Here is a 17,402-nt window from a genome sequence, read left to right on the forward strand (position 1 = left end):
TTTTGCAAACCTTAAACTAAATCAATAAAAGTTAAATTTTTCAAATAAAGTTTGGGTAGTGCGAGCACTACCCAAATTCGTATTAGTCCAAGCTCATTATAGCCAAGCTTTTAAACCGTATTGGTTTTCAAGCATACCAACCGCAAGCATAGCAATTAAACAGATGATCAGCACACCACCTGGAATGATGATTTTATCGATAAAAGACAGCTTTGATGCACGTTCTTTGTCGCCAATTAGGCCATTGTTATCGAGTAGCATGGTCAATGCCCACGCTAGAACAGGGTTCACCACAGCGCTACCAAAGATACAGATGCCCGCTGCTTGTGAATCTTTTGTGTTTCTTACCATTTGCATACCCGCTTCTAGTAAAGGAAGAAATACCCCTACTAATAGAGCAATACGCATCACTGGAGGCCAAACCGCTACGTCCATAGGGAAGCCAAGGATAGCAATAGTCATGACCAATAAACCTAAGATGATGGCACCACCAGGAATTGGGCGTTTAGCAATCGCCGCTGGGATCATATACGTTCCCCATGACGATGTGATATTACCACCACCAAGTGCTGTACCTACCATTTGACGAATTGAACACATGGTCATTGTGTCATCAACATCCATCAGTACTTTTTCAGTTCTCTTTGGATAGTTCAATTCTTGGAAAATTCGGTGACCAAGGAAATCTGGTGACCACATCGCAACGGCCAAAATAGCAAAGGGCAATGAGGCAATAAAGTGTTCTACTGTTGGCAAACCAAGCATCCAACCTTCAGTGGTTGAGCCCCACCAGTAAACAGGATTAAGGTTAGGTAAGCCCATTTGAGTTTCAAATTGAAGATCAAAGCCAGTACCGAATAAAAGCGCAATCGCAAGCCCTGTCATTGCACAGACAGGAATTGCTAACCAACGCATGTTGATTTTTGCAAGAAATGCATACAGCACAATATTGACACCTAAAACCACTAGGCCAACGTAACCTAAGCTGCCTGCGGCGACATCGGCCGATTGCAAACTGGTAGCCCAAGTTTGGATAGAACCAATTTGGCTCATTGTTCCGGTAAAGCCGAGGAAGATAAGCAACCCGCCTGCGGTTCCCTCGGAGGTTAGATTGACCAGTTTCGAGCCTCCTTTAAAGTAACTTAAGAGAAGACCAAAAACGCCAAGCAAAATTGCCAATGCCAAAGGGTGTGCACCGGCTAATGCGATTGAGCCGATAAGAGGGATCATTGGGCCATGGTTGCCAGCTAAGTTGGCTTTTGGGTTTAAGAAACCAGAGGCAATAACACAGAAGAAGAGGGCAGGAAATAACATCTCTACACGTGCAACTTCAATCGCGAAGTCTTTACCTAGATGAATGTGATCCCATGCTTGGGTTAGGCCATCAGCCCAAGACATCATTACCGCTGAGTACATGGCGATGATGCCGATTGTGCCCGCGATGGCTGGTACAAAATCTTCAAGTTCAAAACGGAAGTCACGACCAGGTAAGTTCAAACCAAAGCGACGGGGCTTCATGATTTGCAGTTCGTGGTCTAGGTAATCTGAACGGCTTGCAAACTCAGATGCTGGACGATGCAGCTCTTTATAGCTTTTCGTCTCGATTTCTGAGCGCTCATTGTTGACTACGTCTGGCATAGATTCCTCATATTTTTTAAAAGTTAGTAATTCGTACTGAATCCTAGTAATCCGCGAAGAAGCGGTAATGTTTTTAATTGAATATGTAGCACATCTCATATGTGCTTGCATAACAACAACTAAAAAAGAGAGTGTGGTTATTTATACAACCTTATCTTTGCTCGCGAGTTTAGCTTGCTTATCCTTTAGGGTGATTGATCTTGATCACTTTAAGAATAAATGTGAAAGAAAACTACAGCAGCCTAATGAAAACGGGGGGTTGAGGCGTTACTTGCTTGAAATAAGTTTTCACATTGTGATGTTTGTAAAAGAGTTTCAATGATATTAATGACCTTAAATATCCTATGAATCTAGGTGTACTTTATACATGAATAGGTTGTCTATTTTTAAGTAAATGTTAATGAAATGAGTTAACTGTTAATTGCTTGATGTGCCATTTATATGCGCCATATGGAGAAGTATTGGCTGAAATGTGAATTTTTAATCAGATAAAATAACTAAATATCCTTATTTTCTAGGTTAATAATTTGTTGCATGTTTTAGGTGTGAATGCTAGTTTGTATCAAAAATGGGAGTTGTAATACTCTGCAGTAGCAAATACAGGGAGTTAAGCGCATGACTGATGTACCGGCGCTGAATATTAAAGAGCTGCACAAAACCTTTGGTCAAAACCAAGTACTAAAAGGAATCTCACTAGAAGCTCGTAAGGGTGATGTGATCTCCATTATTGGTTCTTCTGGCTCGGGAAAAAGTACCTTTCTTAGATGCATCAATTTACTTGAAACACCAACTTCTGGTGATATTTGGGTCAATGGTGAACTCATTCAAATGAAAAAAAATCGGCAAGGTGAAGCTTCACCTGTGAGTGAAAAGCAGGTGCAACGAATTCGCTCACGCCTTGCTATGGTATTTCAGGGATTTAACCTTTGGTCGCACATGACGGTGTTAGAAAACGTTATTGAAGCACCAATTCATGTGTTAGGAGTACCGAAAGCACGAGCCATCGAGAGTGCTGAGGTGCTGCTAAAAAAAGTCGGTTTGTATGAACGCAAAGATTATTACCCTGGTCACCTCTCTGGTGGGCAACAACAACGTGCGGCGATTGCTAGAGCGTTAGCCGTAGAGCCAGAAGTCATGCTGTTTGATGAGCCCACTTCTGCACTTGATCCTGAATTGGTCGGTGAAGTGTTGGGTGTTATGAGAGACTTGGCAGAAGAAGGCCGTACTATGCTGGTAGTGACTCATGAAATGGCCTTTGCTCGCGATGTTTCAAACCATGTGATGTTCTTGCACCAAGGTTTAGTGGAAGAGCAAGGAGATCCAGCCATCCTGTTCACCCAGCCTAAATCTGAACGGTTAAAACAATTTATATCCTCTATTTATTAATGTGTTCATTATGTTGTGGTATTCGCCACGGCATAAATATTAAGCAAAACCAACATAAACATAGCATGATAAATAAGTAAGACCTCAATCACAGGAGTATGGAAATGAAAAAGTGGTTATTAGTTGCAGCCGTTGCTGCTAGTGCAATGACTGGTATGGCCCAAGCGAAAGAATGGAAGACGGTTCGTTTTGGTATAGAAGGGGCTTATCCTCCTTTTAGCTGGACAGAGGCTGATGGATCTCTCAAAGGCTTTGATGTTGATATGGCCAATGCGTTGTGCAAGGAGATGAAAGTGGAATGTAAAATCGTTCCACAAGACTGGGATGGCATTATCCCATCACTGCTCGCACGTAAATATGACGCGATTATTGCAGCCATGTCGATTACCGACGAGCGCAAGAAAAAAGTCGATTTCACTGGTAAGTACGCATTAATTCCCAATAAATTTATCGCCAAGAAGGGAGCCGCGTTGGATTTTTCTAAAGAAGGTCTAAAAGGGGTGAAAATTGGTGTACAACGTGCAACAACGCACGATAAGTATCTTACTGATAATTATGGCGATGCAGTTGAAATTGTCCGTTATGGTTCATTTGATGAAGCCTATCTTGACCTAGCCAATGGTCGTATTGCGGCAGTATTGGGTGATGCCTCTGCCTTGGAAGAGGGTGTGCTTAACAAAGCGGGCGGCGAAGCGTATGAGTTCGTCGGCCCATCATTAACCGATCCGAAATGGTTTGGCGATGGTTTTGGTATTGCGGTTCGTAAACAAGACAAAGATCTCACTCAAAAACTTGATATGGCGATTAAATCTCTTCGTCAACAAGGGATTTACCAAGAAATTGCGACCAAATACTTTAATTACGATGTATACGGTGAATAAACTGTAACATCATATCTTACCCATATAATTAGAAGGTGAGAGTGGGCCGAGCATATGAATATGTTTATCGATCACTCTGTAATTAGGACTGGTTAGCTCAGTTGACTCCACCTTCTCAATTATGATGGGAATCCATTGATTCTTAACGGCTGGATCCTAGTTCCAGAAGTACCCAGCCGTTAAATTCTCCAGGGACTAGGGATGAATTATGTTGGACCTACACGGATATGAAGCCTCAATTTTGAAGGGAGCGGTGCTGACCATTGAAGTTGCCGTGCTCTCTTTATTACTTGCCATGTTACTTGGCATGCTAGGTGCGCTAGCCAAGCTTGCACCTTACCGTTGGGCAAGAGCCATTGCCACTCTTTACACGACCATCATTCGCGGTATTCCAGACCTTGTGTTAATGATGCTTATTTTCTTTGGCGGTCAAATATTGTTGAATAATAGCCTTTATTCAATCAACGAATGGCTAAACAATTGGTTTATGGCAAGTGACCCGAGCCATGAATGGACCGCTTATCTCCCCGATTATATTGATGTTAGCCCTTTCATTGCTGGGATACTAACCATAGGTTTCATTTTCGGTGCCTATATGGCTGAAACCTTTCGTGGCGCCATTATGGCAGTTGATAAAGGAGAGATGGAAGCGGCGAAAGCGTATGGTATGAGTTCTACCTTAGCATTTAGACGCATTTTGCTTCCTCAAATGGTTCGTCATGCATTGCCAGGGTTTGGTAACAACTGGTTGGTATTGCTCAAAACGACGGCACTTGTTTCCATTATTGGATTAGAAGATATGGTCAGAGTCAGCTCACTCGCGGCGGGTTCGACAAAAATGCCATTCACCTTTTATATGGCTGTCTCAGTGATCTTCCTTTTCTTTACCAGTGTATCAACCGGTCTTCTCAAATTGGTTGAGCGCAAGTTCAGCATTCACACGAGGTAAATATGGATTTTTCCCTTATTACTCAAAGCCTACCAATTTATTTTAGTGGGCTGTGGACAACGGTTTGGCTGGTGGGGTTGTCGTTAATTATCGGTTTGAGCCTTGCCATCCCCTTAGCGATTGCTAGAAATAGCCACAACTATTTGATTCGTACTCCAGCATGGGCTTATACCTACTTTTTTCGTGGTACACCGTTATTGGTCCAGCTTTATCTCATCTACTATGGAATGGATCAATTTTTCCCGGTGAAAGATACCTTGTGGGAAAACGCTTGGTTTTGCGCGTTGGTTGCTTTTGTTCTCAATACGTCCGCCTACACGGCTGAAATTATTCGCGGTGCGATCAATGGGTTGCCTAAAGGCGAAGTTGAAGCGGCGAAGGCATACGGAATGAGTACTTGGAAAACGTATCGACGAATTATTCTACCGAGTGCGTTAAGGCGCGCACTGCCCGCTTATAGTAATGAAGTTATCTTCATGCTCCACGGTTCTGCGGTTGCTGGTATTGTTACCATTATGGATTTAACGGGGGCTGCGCGTTTAGTGAACTCTCGTTATTATGCTCCATTCGAGTCATTTTTAACCGCAGGTTTGTTCTATATGGGCTTGACCTTCATTATTTTGTTCTGCTTCAAACAGGCTGAAAAACGCTTCTTAGCTTATTTGCGCCCATTAAGCTGAAGGGCTGCGAGTAGCATGTTGTACCGAGTTTGTTTCTATAATCAAGGCATAGATTAAAATAAGAAGCGCGCTGAATGCGCGCTTCTTATTGGCACGTGACTTTCTGTTCCTACAAAGAAAAACTGGACCAAATTGGCGCGTGATCAGAAGGTTTTTCTATTCCTCGAAGTTCATAGTCGATGCCGGCCTCTTGGCATTTTTTTGCTAGGTTCGGGGTCGCTAAAATGACGTCGATTCGTAGCCCACGGTTATCATCAAAGCCGCGTGAGCGATAATCAAACCACGAAAATTGATCATTTACATCCGGATTTAACTGACGGAATGTGTCAACAAAACCCCAGTCCATTAAAGTTTGTAACCATTCGCGCTCTTCAGGTTGGAAAGAGCATTTTCCCGTTTGCAACCAGCGTTTTCTATTGGCTTCACCAATCCCAATATCCAAGTCGATAGGGCTGATGTTAATGTCTCCCATCACAATTATTTGTTCGTCAGGGGAATGATGTGTCGTTAAGTAACCCATTAGATCTTTATAAAACTGACGCTTATAGGGGTATTTTGTTTCATGGGAAATATTCTCCCCTTGAGGAAAATAGCCGTTGAGTATGGTTGTTTTTTGGCCGTTGTCATCTTCAAAAGTGGCCATAATCATGCGTTTTTGATGATCTTCATTATCGCTAGGAAAGCCTTTCTGTACTGAAATGGGTTCCTTCTTACACAACATGGCGACGCCATAATGCGCTTTTTGACCATGGAAATAGACGTGGTAGCCCATGGCTTTAACATCCTCAAGAGGAAAAGCGTCATCGTGTACTTTGATTTCTTGAAGTCCAATGACATCAGGTTGATGCTTATCAATAATCGCTTGCAGTTGATGAAGGCGAGCTCTCAACCCGTTGATGTTAAAACTGATGACTTTCATAAGGGATCCTTAAGATGAGTTGTGCGCAAGATGTTACCACTTCAAGGCGCAAGGACAAGACGAAAAGCGAATCAATTGTAATACGTAAATTTTTTGAATAGTCAGAAAGGATATTTTTATTAACATTTATGTAAACTTACGATTGATCTCTCAAGTCAATATGCTCTAATTAAAGTCGTCACCATTTCGTCTGAAAACCCTATTAGCGCAGCATAAGGATGTAGTATGCGAACACTTTCGGTTCAATGGAAAATAACCCTTTTAGCCGGCCTTTGCCTGCTAATTACGTCATTGTCTCTCATTGGTTTTTCTGTTTATAACGCAGTGAATAACCAACAAGCAATAAAACAACAAAGTTCAGATTCTGTGATCAATAAATCGCAGCAGTTATTAGAAACTCGGGCGCTGCTCAATGCCACCGAAGTATCTGAATATCTCAGTGAAGCCATGTATCGAGCTCAAATGCTTGCTGATACGGCCTTGTTTTTCAAATCAAATACCGAAGAAAATTTTGGTGAAAGCGAAGCGTTAAGGACATCTTTAGATGAAATGGTTCGCAAGACGGTAGTCAATTATCCCAATGTTCAGGGGGCTTATCTCGTCTTTAAGCCAAATTTGCTCGATAGCGAGGATGACAACTACCAGAATGCTGACTATGTAGGCTCAAATGAAATAGGTCGATTCGCTGCATACTGGATAACGTCCTCCAATGGTGAAAATGTGGTGGCAAATGTATTAAGCGAAGTGGCATTGAAGGATGAAGGAAACAGTGAGCGTTTCTCCTGCCCGTTAACGACCGCTAGTGCATGTATCTCATCGCCTAAAATTGTGATTCAAGACAATGAAACGTTTCTTACTTCTTCTCTCTCTGTGCCCATTTTGATTGATGGCGTTGCGATTGGCTTTTTTGGCATCGATTTAAAACTTAGCCCACTGGTAGCGATTGCACTGAGTTCAGATCAAAGTCTATTTGGCGGTAATGGTAAGGTCTTTATTGTCAGCTTAAATAACACGCTTATTGCGACTGATGAGCGTGAATTAACCTTAGGTGCGCCACTGGCTGATTCAGTTTTGACTACAAAGGAGATCGCCAATCTTCTAGCCGAGGGTAAAGTCCATTCTCAATGGAATTCAGATCGGCAGTGGTTGTCTGTCTTTGCTCCCATTCAGGTGGCGAACCAGACTTGGGGCGTGGTTTTTGAAATGCCGACATCGAGTGTGCTAGCTGATGCCAATCAACTGGATCAGATCATTACTCAACAGGTAGAGAATGGCGTTAGAGCGGAGTTATTAGTCGGCGCATTGCTAGTCTTTTTAGGGCTCGCAATCATTGCGTTAGCTGCAACCCAAATTGTGAAACCTATCCGAGCGGTCGTGGAGCGGTTACAAGATATTGCTTCTGGCGAAGGGGATTTAACTCAGCGGCTTGTCATCAGTAGCCATGATGAAATCGGTGATTTGGCACGTGGCTTTAACCAGTTTTTAGACAAATTACAGGCTATTATTCAGCAGATCGTAGAAAGTGCGAACCAAGTAGCTCAAACGACTGAACAGGCACAGCAGTCTGCCGTACAAACGCGTAGCCGTAGTGAGTCTCAATTTAAAGAGATGGATATGGTGGCGACTGCTTCTGAAGAAATGACACAAACAGCAAGTCTCGTTGTGCAAAATGCCGAGGCTGCGGTGCAAGCCGCTTCGCAAGCTAATCACTCCGCACTGACTGGGCAGGATGTCATCCGTGCCTCTGAAGCTGAGATGCATAAGCTGGTGGTGCGAATGAGTGATGCGGTGCCGGTTGTTGAAGAGTTGGCTCAAAACAATATCAATATTACCGAAATTTTAACGGTCATTGAGGGAATTTCACAGCAAACCAATTTGCTCGCATTAAATGCGGCTATAGAAGCGGCTCGGGCCGGAGATCAAGGGCGAGGGTTTGCTGTTGTCGCCGATGAGGTACGTAATTTGGCCCAGCGGACTCAGAATTCTGTGGGTGAAATACGCAAAGTGATAGAAAAAGTCCAACAAGGTACTGAGGGCGTAGTTGAGGTGATCCAGCAAGGAAACGCGTTAGCAAATGGAACTGCGATGCAAGTCCAAAAGGCCGTTGCTGAATTAGAAATAGTGTTTGAATCCATCTCAGCAATTAACGATATGAATAGTCAGATTGTGAAAGCGGCCCAAGAACAGCAAGCCGTCTCTGGTGAAGTCAACCTCAGCCTATCCAATATTCGTGATCTTAGCGCGCAGATATTGACACTGGTCGGTGAATCAGAATCGGTTGGTGCTCAGATAAGCCAACTCTCGGCTAAGCAACAACAGTTGGTTGGACAATTTAAAGTCTAACGGCTGGAAAGAGTAAGAAGTAGATGTTTGCTTCTTACTCTCTCGCAGTATCATCCAGTTTACGCAATAAATCCTGCTGTACGATTTTCAGCGCTTCAAGTGCGGTGTGTGGTTCAATCTGATTGGTTTCTAATAAATAGATGAGATCGACAGCGAGCTTTATCTCTTCAGACGCGCCGTCTAGCGGTACAGTAGGATCATTCATTTTATTGGTTTTTCTCCCTGAACGTAATTTGTTTTTCGATCTTAGCCTTAGCTTCTTGGCAACGCTTGAGCCGTTGCTCTACCGTTAATAACGCTTTTTGTGCTTGCTGCTGACTAACAGCAGAAGTTTGCTTAAGTCCGAGTTCTTTTTCTCTCACCATATCCATCAGCCTCCGCTCCCATTCTTGGTGCTGGGCCAGCTCTTGATATAACGCATTGATCGGTTTGCGATAATAGCTGCGATGCTTGGGCTCACTTTTTCTGATCGATACTGTCGATATTTCGCGTTGGATTGCCGCAATTTGTGCAAGCAGTCGATCGGTTAGATATTGAGCTCGTTGACTGGTTAGCCGTTTGCTCTCTTGTTCGCGCACGATGGAATCAAAGGTCGCTTTTGCTTCCATAACACAAGGGATTAATAAGTGCGCTTTACAGTGGAACAGGCGCTCATCAAACAGAGCCTGATGGTGTTCACCACGAGTTCGGTCAACACTGGCGGCTTGTTGCTTCAACTCTTCAATTAAGGACTTCAATTGAGAAAAATGGTTCATAAGCCTGCAAACCACGCATCATAAGTCAGCTTAATTGCAAGCACACTGACCACACTCACAAACACCGGACGAATAAATTTAGCGCCGAAACGAATCGCTGAATGTGCGCCAACAAAAGCTCCAGCCATCAAACAAACTCCCATAGTCAGTCCCAGCACCCAGTCAATATGCCCCAAAATGGCAAAGGTAACCAATGACGTTACATTACTGGTAAAATTCATCGCTTTAGCAAGGCCAGAGGCCAATAAAATGTTGAGTCGGTATAACGCCATCGAACTGACTGTCCAAAATGCGCCAGTCCCTGGCCCTGCCAGCCCGTCATAAAATCCAAGTATCAAGCCTTGCGCATACTGCTTTTTGTGAAGTACAGGGCAGGGAGGCGGGCTGACATTCTGGTGTGCATGTGGTGTTTTATGCCATATCGTATAGATAGCGGCCGCTAGAATAATGAGCGGCAGCACTTTTTGTAGCCAATCGGTGCTGATCGCATCGACAGCAAAAGTACCTATGGTTGCGCCAATTAAGGTGGCAATGAAAGCTCTGACCCAGCAACTTGGTTGAAACAACTTCTTCTGATAGTAGGTTAATGCGGCAGTTGATGAGGCAAATGTTGCTGCCAGCTTATTCGTTCCTAGTGCGATGTGCGGCGGAAGACCGATTGATAATAACGCGGGTACAGTAAGCATGCCACCGCCGCCAGCGACGGCATCGATAAAGCCAGCAATAAAAGCAACAAGCGCCAACACAATCAAAGTGGTTGGCTCAACAAATTCCATGAATAAAATCGGCCCTGAGTAATGAGATGAAAGGGCGTAGTGTTAAGCCCTAGCTAATATTCTATTGTTCTTTTAAATGGAGGAAGCGAGTCCAATAATGATTTTCCGTAGCGTTTTGAAACGATTCGGCGATCGAGAATCACGACTCTACCAGAATCACGCTCTTTGCGCAGCAATCTCCCGACGGCTTGGATCAGCTTTTTGCTGGCTTCAGGAACGGTTATCTGAATAAAAGAGTTTCCACCTCGTTTCTCTATGTATTCGGCGTGAGCTTGCTCAACTGGAGAGGTTGGTACGGCAAACGGAATTTTTGTGATCACCAGATTCTCCAAAAGCTCTCCTGGCAAGTCTAGCCCTTCCGAAAAGCTACTGGTGCCAAACATTACGCTCGTTTTACCACACTGCACTAGCATTTTATGTTTATTTAGAATTTCTGTGCGTGATATTTCACCTTGGACTTGCAGCGCCCAGCCTCGTTTAACAAAATCTGTTGATATTTTTTCAGCCACTTCGCGCATTTGCCAGTAAGAAGCAAATAGCACTAAATTAGCTTTGTTTGGCTGAATAAACTCAGCGAGCCGCTCTACCAGATAATCAGTATACTCTTTCGCTTGCGGTTCAAAACGCATTGCTGGAATGAGTAACTCGGCCTGATTTTGATAATCAAACGGTGAAGCGAGTGCTAGGAAACGTGTTCCATCTTCTGCCTTTTCACTGATCCCTGCTTGCGAGCAAAAGTAGCTGAACGAGTTAAGAGCTCGCATCGTCGCGGAGACTAAGATTGCGCCGATGCAGCGGCTCCAGATCTGTTGATCAAGTTGCCAACCAATTTCTAGCGGTGAAACGTTAACAATGAAATCACCTTCACGTTCAGGGTGAATTTCAAGCCAACGTGCCAAAGGGGCTCCTTTTTCTCGCTTGGGCTCCGCCATCAGCAACCATACTTGGGCAAGGTTCTCTAAACGCTGAATATAAAAGCCTAATTCAGTCAGTGCTGGTTCTGCCAACCGAGCGGCGAGTTCGCCTTCTTTAACTCGTTCAGCAATCAAGTCCGCAATTTTAGCGACGGATTGATTGGCTTTTTGAGAGAGCCGCTTCAGGGTTTTAGACTCTTCTTCAAGCCATTGTGGCAGTTCTCCATGCTCAAAACGGTATCGCTTTTCTTCAAATTGTTCGGGTACAAACTGCTTTGTCAGTTGGCTCAAGCTTGGGATAAGTTGTTGCAGTGTCTCTTGCAGTTCGTTACGAAAACGTGCCACTCGTTTTTCTTCGGCTAAGCTTGAAAACTTGGTTACGGATTGATTGAGTTTTTCTAACCAACTAGCTGCGCCTTTCAAGCTTGCTGACGCTGAAGCGTGATCACGTGCTACATGAGGTAAGTGGTGTGCTTCATCAAAAATGTAAATGGTGTTTTCGGGCTCAGGCAGAATGACACCACCGCCAAGGTCAGCATCCGCCATGACCAAGCTGTGGTTGGCAATAATGACATCTGCTTTATCCAGTTCCGAACGCGCCTTTTGAAAAGGACAATCTCTGTGGCCAGCAAAGCTACCATTACAACTATGCTTATCACTAACAATCAGTTGCCATAACTCATCTTTAATCGCTTTTGGCCACGAGTCGCGATCACCGTTCCATTTTCCTTGAGCCAGTTTTTCATACATGGTGGTGAATAATTCAACGTCTTTTTTTTGTGGCTTTGATTCGAACAGGGCAATTTGTGAGCCATCTACTCCACACGCAGCCGCGAGTTTTTCGGTGCAACAGTATCGTTGACGTCCTTTGGCAAGGATAAAAGAGAATTGACGATCAGTGATGCGTCTAAATAAAGGCAAATCTTTGCTGATCAGCTGTTCTTGAAGTGCCACCGTGGCTGTTGAAACAACAACCTTTCTGTTATTCAACACTGCAACAGGAACCGCCGCCATTAAATAGGAGAGTGATTTCCCTATTCCTGTACCCGCTTCTGCAATCAAGATTCGGTTGGACTTGTGATATGAACCGCACAATGTTTTTGCAATCTCAGCAACAAGATAATTTTGTCCTCGACGAGGAATGAAGTTTTCGAGCTGAAATTGCAGGTTTTGATAACTATCCCGAATGGATTTTTGGATTTTTGTTGTAAGCATACACAGACCTAAATAGCAGAGTGCCGAGTCTAGCACAGTTCACTAAAGGATACGCAGTTCACGAAATCGTATGCTTTTAGATCAAATCTAGATCTTGTTCACAAAAAAAAACTGAACCTTCAGGAACTTATGTTTAATTCTCATTGTGAAAAATATAAAACTATCCATTCGGTTAAATGATGACCTCAATATCTATTTAATACTGCCAAACTAGGTTTTACTGGTTTTTGATTCTGATGTTTCATGATTGTTAGTTTTTAGATTGTGTGATGTTTTTGCTTGGAAGTCGCCCGTAATTTTATGAAAATATCATGTAACTATATGTTTTTAATTATTTTTACCTTTATTTTTGTTTATTTTTTAGGATATTTGACATGCAGGATAATCTTTTGCAATCTAATCCTTGAGATTTAATGGCGGCAACGAACCGAGTTTAAATTTGGAAGTTGCCAGCAAAAACAAAGGGAACCGGATAAGGAATTCCCATACATAAGAAAAGGCAGTGGATTAATTATGAAAAAGACTCTATTAGCACTAGCAGTGCTTGCAGCAGCAAGCTCAGTTAACGCAGCAGAAATTTACGCTAATGACAGCACTTCAGTTGGCCTTAAAGGCGAAATTGATGCTTACCTAATTCAGAAAGAAAAAACAGCTTCTGATGTTAAAACAAAAGAATCTGCTGATTTCTCTACTTGGGCAAAAATTCAATTAGATGCTTCTCATAAGCTATCTAATGGTCTAACCACTTTTGGTTCTTTTGAGTTTGAAGGTGACGGTTCTGCTGGGGTAGTAGTAGACGACCTATATGTCGGCGTGAAAGGCGATATCTGGGGTGTGGCTGTTGGTGAAACGGGTGACTTCGCAGAATCTTTTGATGCAATTCAAAAAACCGATATTGCTAACGAAGGTAACTACATCGGTCTAGATCGTCCTTACGAAAGCAAAACTGATGGTCTTGCACTGAAAGTGACTCCAGTTGGTGGCCTAACCTTAGTTGCGGATGTATATACTAATAACACTGACAAACTAGATAACTCTTACGGTCTATCGGCTAACTACGCGATGGAGATGTTCTCTGTTGGTGCTTCATTCAACAGCAGCGAAGTTTCTAAAGGTTATGACGCAAGCTCGTTCGGTGTATCTGCTTCTGTTGATGTTGCTGGTTTCTTCTTCGCGGCAACTTATCTAAGCACTGAAGGTTTAAGTACGCTTGGTGCGGTAGACACACAAAGTGTAGCCCTAGCTGATAAAGATAAAAAAGTACTTGCTGCTTTAGAAGGCGATGTATGGAACTTGGCTGCATCTTACAAGCTCGATGATCTTCGCCTATATACAACTTACGCATACGGTGATTTCGATAAGCTGGTAAGCTTCAGTGATGTAAACAACAAAACTAAGCTGGATGCTCAAGTTACAGATTTGGTTGTTGGCGTAGACTATGCCGTATCTAGTAACGTGCTAGTTTTTGTTGAATATGAAACAGCGAAAGCTAAGAAAGATTTTGCTGGTAACAAATACCAAGATATTACTCTAGGTGTTTACTACACGTTCTAATCCGAGTAATTTGATGAACTAAAAGCCGACGCTTAGCGTTGGCTTTTTTCATATAGGAGCTGTAAAAGAAAATGGTAAAGAACGTTATTGTAAGTTTATTGATGTTAGTGAGTTTTTCTTCATTATCTCAATCGCTTGATTTGCAAAGAGGCATTACTTTGGAAGTGCTGAATGAAGCGCTATTCACGGATGAAGAAAAACCAATATTTATTGATGGTGAAAACCAATTGGTTCTCACCTTTGCTGGTCGCTTAAAGAAAGTGGCTAAGCCAGAGTATTTCTCGTCTCTCCCTTATGTCATTCGAACAGAGATTAAAGCTGGAGATAAGCTATCTGTGGAGCTTGTTTCGGGTCGATACGAAGTTATTCAGGAGAAGCAGTTTAAGAGTGAGCCGATTTTTGTTTTGAAGAAAAACGGAGTCGAAGTCACAGATAGTAAACAATATCGCCTTGAGCCAGAAAATGGTTCGCTGATGCCTTATTCAGATATTCGTTCTTTGACGATTAAGCAAAACCGCAAAGAGGGTGTCATTTTTGAATCTGGAAAGTTTCATCATTTGACCGACGAATTAAAATCGTTGGGCACTTCAGCTCAATCGACAAAATATACTGAATCGGAAGCGGCCTTACAGCTAAAAATTTGGTTTAGTAAAGCTTCAAAAGAAGAAAGACGAGAGTTTTTGGATTGGGTTGTGCAAGGTCTTTATACTGAATAGGTTACTCCGTACTACACCATAATTCCAGGATCCAAAGTCACATAGCTGTGTGTGACTTTGAATCTCTTACCCACAACACTTCTTAAATTTCTTGCCGCTACCGCAATGACATGGGTCATTTCGTCCTAGCTTCGTTGGTGTGTTCTCCTGTGGAAATTCACCGTCAACGTAGAACCAGATACCATTTTCTCGTATAAATCGTGAACGTTCTTGCAGACAAAATTGCTGTTGATTCTGTGTGTAATAGGCTTTGAAATGAACGAAGCCTTCATTTTCGTTGTTGCGGATACTTGCGGAGATGACGTCTAGCCCACACCATTGACTGCTGATTGATTCTTCAATCGCGTCACGTTGCTGTGGTGCATTGCAACTCGGATGATAGGTATTGATGACGAAATCAACCAAACCCAGAACATGGGCACTATAGCGGGCTCTCATCAGTTGCTCTGGATAGATGGCTAAAGCTGAATCACTGTGGATTGGTTCACAACAGTGTTGGTAATCTAAATGACTACCACAATAGCATTGGTTCATAAATCCTCTCAAATTGCCCATTCATATAAGACGGGGAAGTTTAAGGAGATCTAAACTCGATGTCTACTCAGGAGTGGACACCCAGTAAATCGGCTGTCCATTTCACAGCTTCGTTGTAACACTCTTTCACCACGGGCTCTTCGATATTTAACGCATTAGCAATTTTCTCAACCTTTTGCCAGTCAGCCTGTTCATAAGCTCGAGTTAACTCGAGTACCAGACCTAATTCTCCTTTCCCTTCTATTAATGCAAGTTTAACGTATTCGTCGATAGGCATCTCTTCCATGATACTTTCTAAAGGTTGATCAAGTAGGCTATCGAGTAGCGAAAACATTCCTGTCAGGAAGGCCGAACCGGGTTCGACGTTCATTTTTGCTTTCACACCGATCAGCTCGCAATATCTTGCCCTTTGAATGGATAAACCATACAAATAGTCCGGTTTAGATTCTTGCGTCGAAGCAATAGCAACCAAGGAGATAAACTTTCTCAATCGTTGTTCACCGAGGTAAATCAGCGCTTGTTTAAATGAATGGATTTTTGAACTGACTGTTGCGGATGAGTTAACAAAGGTTAACAGTTTATAAGACAGGGTCAGGTCGGTGGCGACAAGCTCCTCAATGGCTTTGTAATCGAGGTTAGCTTTGGCTATTTCTTTGAACAGTTGCACCACAGTAAGAAATGCAGGCTCTAACGCTTTGCGCTGTAACATCTCTGGTTTGCTAAAAAAGTAGCCTTGAAAATAGGTAAAGCCCGCCTTTTTAGCTTGCTTAAACTCTTCATAGGTTTCTACTTTCTCAGCAAGGAACTCAATTTTCGTTGCGCCAAGTTTTTGAATAAAGCGAGTGGCTTTTTCAAGAGAAATAATGCGGATATCAAATTTGATAATTGATACATAAGGGAAGAAAGCGAGCCATTCGGAACTAGGCACAAAGTCGTCAAGCGCAATTCGGTAACCAAGCTTTGCCATCTTTTTAATTGCTTCTAATAACTCTAAAGTTGGTTCGCAATCTTCCAATACCTCAACGACCAAGTTTTGCGCAGGAAAAAGCGTAGGCACGAGGTTAATCAGGCTTTGATAAGGAAAATTGACAAACCCTAAATGCTTACCCAGCGTATTGTAATGAGTGGATAAAAAATGATCAGAGAGTAACCGGCTCGTTGCTAAGTCGGGGTCTATATCTGGAAAGGTGTTCTTAGGGCCGTCTCGAAATAGCAGCTCGTAGCCGATAGTTTTTCGGTCACGATCGAGTATGGGTTGTCTGGCGATATAGGAGTATTTCAAGGCAAGACTCTTATCTAATTATTGATATTATTGATTATACTTATTATAGCTTAACTTTTGATTCGACCGCTTAAACCAATAGTACCAGAGTGCGACTTGGCGTCAGTTTTTAGAACTAAAAGGTCGAGTTTGCAGTTCGTAACCATCATTAGCATAGACTAAGACTGAGCCTTGGGTGTACCAGTCACCCAAAACAATTCGCGTTGCGGTGCCATGAAGTTGATTTCTGTGATGAATCTCTGGTCGATGAGTATGGCCATGAATCATTAAATCGACCCCATACTGGGTCAGAACTCTATCAACTTCACTTTGTGTAACATCCATAATATCCATAGATTTCATTTGTTTATCATTATGGATGCCCGACTGTACTTTACCCACAATACGAACCTTTACAAAAAATGGCAGCCGATTAAATACCCATTGTAGCCAAGGCTGGTGAACCTTCTTTCGATAGGCTTGATACTTTATATCGTCAATACAGAGTGTGTCGCCATGCAACACCACGGCTTTTTTTCCGTAAAGGTCAATTACTTGTTCTTCTTGGAGAAGAGTGATTCCGGTTTCTTTCGCAAATCGTTTGCCAAGCAAGAAGTCGCGGTTTCCTTGAGTAAAATAGCAAGCAACCCCTTCGCGAGTCAGTTGTTTAAATTCCGATTTTATTTGGTTGGCGAAAGGTGAATTATCATCGTCACCTATCCAAAATTCGAAAAGATCGCCAAGCACGTACAGTGCATCGGCATGAATGGCTTCTTCGCGCATGAAACGGATAAAACACTCGGTGATATCTGGTCGAGAAGGGCTTAGGTGTAAATCAGAAATAAATAGTGTATGCATAATAAAAATAAGGAGCGCATAGC

16 protein-coding genes are annotated in these 17,402 nt (G+C 42.8%); 7 read left to right on the forward strand and 9 right to left on the reverse strand.

Annotated elements, in window-relative coordinates:
- Window positions 1-96: 96 nt before the first annotated feature.
- Entirely contained in the window at window positions 97-1,638 is a 1,542-nt protein-coding gene (locus NB504_RS15435; protein WP_017042289.1) for a DUF3360 family protein, read from the reverse strand.
- 615 nt (window positions 1,639-2,253) lie between these two features.
- Here NB504_RS15435 and NB504_RS15440 point away from each other — a divergent pair.
- From NB504_RS15440 to NB504_RS15455, 4 genes are all read left to right on the forward strand, one after another.
- Entirely contained in the window at window positions 2,254-3,024 is a 771-nt protein-coding gene (locus NB504_RS15440; protein ID WP_094164827.1) for an ABC transporter ATP-binding protein, read from the forward strand.
- Between the two features lie 104 nt (window positions 3,025-3,128).
- The gene (locus NB504_RS15445; protein ID WP_026028918.1) at window positions 3,129-3,905 is read left to right on the forward strand and encodes an ABC transporter substrate-binding protein; all 777 of its coding nucleotides are present in this window, start codon (window positions 3,129-3,131) and stop codon (window positions 3,903-3,905) included.
- Window positions 3,906-4,113: 208 nt separating this feature from the next.
- Window positions 4,114-4,854, forward strand: a complete 741-nt coding sequence (locus tag NB504_RS15450) for an ABC transporter permease (RefSeq protein ID WP_013856550.1) — start codon at window positions 4,114-4,116, stop codon at window positions 4,852-4,854.
- Window positions 4,855-4,856: 2 nt separating this feature from the next.
- Entirely contained in the window at window positions 4,857-5,534 is a 678-nt protein-coding gene (locus NB504_RS15455) for an ABC transporter permease (protein ID WP_094127150.1), read from the forward strand.
- Between the two features lie 109 nt (window positions 5,535-5,643).
- Here NB504_RS15455 and xthA read toward each other — a convergent pair whose 3' ends face one another.
- A complete protein-coding gene (gene xthA / locus NB504_RS15460) occupies window positions 5,644-6,453 on the reverse strand; it encodes an exodeoxyribonuclease III (RefSeq protein WP_094164439.1) in 810 nt (269 codons plus the stop codon).
- A 225-nt stretch (window positions 6,454-6,678) separates the two neighbouring features.
- On the opposite strand from xthA, the gene NB504_RS15465 reads away from it, so the two are divergent.
- The gene (locus tag NB504_RS15465; protein ID WP_258429249.1) at window positions 6,679-8,796 is read left to right on the forward strand and encodes a methyl-accepting chemotaxis protein; all 2,118 of its coding nucleotides are present in this window, start codon (window positions 6,679-6,681) and stop codon (window positions 8,794-8,796) included.
- Between the two features lie 34 nt (window positions 8,797-8,830).
- Here the strand turns inward: NB504_RS15465 and rsmS are convergent, their stop codons facing one another.
- Genes rsmS through dinG form a run of 4 tightly spaced genes read right to left on the reverse strand, consistent with a single transcriptional unit; the run spans window position 8,831 to window position 12,456 of the window.
- Window positions 8,831-9,001, reverse strand: a complete 171-nt coding sequence (gene rsmS, locus NB504_RS15470) for a pleiotropic regulatory protein RsmS (RefSeq protein WP_013856554.1) — start codon at window positions 8,999-9,001, stop codon at window positions 8,831-8,833.
- 1 nt (window position 9,002) lies between these two features.
- Window positions 9,003-9,551, reverse strand: a complete 549-nt coding sequence (priC, locus tag NB504_RS15475) for a primosomal replication protein PriC (protein WP_170898567.1) — start codon at window positions 9,549-9,551, stop codon at window positions 9,003-9,005.
- The gene (locus tag NB504_RS15480) at window positions 9,548-10,327 is read right to left on the reverse strand and encodes a TSUP family transporter (RefSeq protein ID WP_010319210.1); all 780 of its coding nucleotides are present in this window, start codon (window positions 10,325-10,327) and stop codon (window positions 9,548-9,550) included. The genes priC and NB504_RS15480 overlap by 4 nt, the downstream gene beginning before the upstream one ends.
- A 53-nt stretch (window positions 10,328-10,380) precedes the next feature.
- Window positions 10,381-12,456 carry an ATP-dependent DNA helicase DinG gene (gene dinG / locus NB504_RS15485; RefSeq protein WP_038172098.1) on the reverse strand — a complete coding sequence of 692 codons (2,076 nt, stop codon included), beginning with the start codon at window positions 12,454-12,456 and terminating at the stop codon, window positions 10,381-10,383.
- A gap of 513 nt (window positions 12,457-12,969) precedes the next feature.
- Between dinG and NB504_RS15490 the strand changes: the two genes are divergently transcribed.
- Both NB504_RS15490 and NB504_RS15495 read left to right on the forward strand, forming a co-directional pair.
- Window positions 12,970-14,010, forward strand: coding sequence for a porin (locus NB504_RS15490; protein ID WP_258429250.1), 1,041 nt, complete (start codon window positions 12,970-12,972; stop codon window positions 14,008-14,010).
- Between the two features lie 71 nt (window positions 14,011-14,081).
- Window positions 14,082-14,726: a DUF2057 family protein gene (locus tag NB504_RS15495; RefSeq protein ID WP_017045198.1), complete on the forward strand. Its 645-nt coding sequence runs from the start codon at window positions 14,082-14,084 to the stop codon at window positions 14,724-14,726.
- Window positions 14,727-14,792: 66 nt separating this feature from the next.
- On the opposite strand, the gene NB504_RS15500 is transcribed toward NB504_RS15495, so the two are convergent.
- From NB504_RS15500 to lpxH, 3 genes are all read right to left on the reverse strand, one after another.
- Window positions 14,793-15,260 carry a YchJ family metal-binding protein gene (locus NB504_RS15500; protein ID WP_141195644.1) on the reverse strand — a complete coding sequence of 156 codons (468 nt, stop codon included), beginning with the start codon at window positions 15,258-15,260 and terminating at the stop codon, window positions 14,793-14,795.
- 67 nt (window positions 15,261-15,327) lie between these two features.
- On the reverse strand, window positions 15,328-16,542 hold the full coding sequence (locus tag NB504_RS15505) for an EAL and HDOD domain-containing protein (protein ID WP_258429253.1): 1,215 nt from the start codon (window positions 16,540-16,542) through the stop codon (window positions 15,328-15,330).
- A 102-nt stretch (window positions 16,543-16,644) separates the two neighbouring features.
- Complete coding sequence (gene lpxH, locus NB504_RS15510) at window positions 16,645-17,379, reverse strand: UDP-2,3-diacylglucosamine diphosphatase (RefSeq protein WP_019280922.1); 735 nt, start codon at window positions 17,377-17,379, stop codon at window positions 16,645-16,647.
- Window positions 17,380-17,402: the final 23 nt, after the last annotated feature.

Source organism: Vibrio sp. RM-69-4, from assembly GCF_024743775.1.
Classification (GTDB): Bacteria; Pseudomonadota; Gammaproteobacteria; order Enterobacterales; family Vibrionaceae; genus Vibrio; species Vibrio anguillarum.

Excerpts from the sequence above, each read along its gene's own strand:
- NB504_RS15435 (WP_017042289.1), bottom strand. The coding sequence starts at position 1,638 with ATGCCAGACGTAGTCAACAATGAGCGCTCAGAAATCGAGACGAAAAGC.
- NB504_RS15440 (WP_094164827.1), top strand. The coding sequence starts at position 2,254 with ATGACTGATGTACCGGCGCTGAATATTAAAGAGCTGCACAAAACCTTT.
- NB504_RS15445 (WP_026028918.1), top strand. The coding sequence starts at position 3,129 with ATGAAAAAGTGGTTATTAGTTGCAGCCGTTGCTGCTAGTGCAATGACT.
- NB504_RS15450 (WP_013856550.1), top strand. The coding sequence starts at position 4,114 with ATGTTGGACCTACACGGATATGAAGCCTCAATTTTGAAGGGAGCGGTG.
- NB504_RS15455 (WP_094127150.1), top strand. The coding sequence starts at position 4,857 with ATGGATTTTTCCCTTATTACTCAAAGCCTACCAATTTATTTTAGTGGG.
- xthA (WP_094164439.1), bottom strand. The coding sequence starts at position 6,453 with ATGAAAGTCATCAGTTTTAACATCAACGGGTTGAGAGCTCGCCTTCAT.
- NB504_RS15465 (WP_258429249.1), top strand. The coding sequence starts at position 6,679 with ATGCGAACACTTTCGGTTCAATGGAAAATAACCCTTTTAGCCGGCCTT.
- rsmS (WP_013856554.1), bottom strand. The coding sequence starts at position 9,001 with ATGAATGATCCTACTGTACCGCTAGACGGCGCGTCTGAAGAGATAAAG.
- priC (WP_170898567.1), bottom strand. The coding sequence starts at position 9,551 with ATGAACCATTTTTCTCAATTGAAGTCCTTAATTGAAGAGTTGAAGCAA.
- NB504_RS15480 (WP_010319210.1), bottom strand. The coding sequence starts at position 10,327 with ATGGAATTTGTTGAGCCAACCACTTTGATTGTGTTGGCGCTTGTTGCT.
- dinG (WP_038172098.1), bottom strand. The coding sequence starts at position 12,456 with ATGCTTACAACAAAAATCCAAAAATCCATTCGGGATAGTTATCAAAAC.
- NB504_RS15490 (WP_258429250.1), top strand. The coding sequence starts at position 12,970 with ATGAAAAAGACTCTATTAGCACTAGCAGTGCTTGCAGCAGCAAGCTCA.
- NB504_RS15495 (WP_017045198.1), top strand. The coding sequence starts at position 14,082 with ATGGTAAAGAACGTTATTGTAAGTTTATTGATGTTAGTGAGTTTTTCT.
- NB504_RS15500 (WP_141195644.1), bottom strand. The coding sequence starts at position 15,260 with ATGAACCAATGCTATTGTGGTAGTCATTTAGATTACCAACACTGTTGT.
- lpxH (WP_019280922.1), bottom strand. The coding sequence starts at position 17,379 with ATGCATACACTATTTATTTCTGATTTACACCTAAGCCCTTCTCGACCA.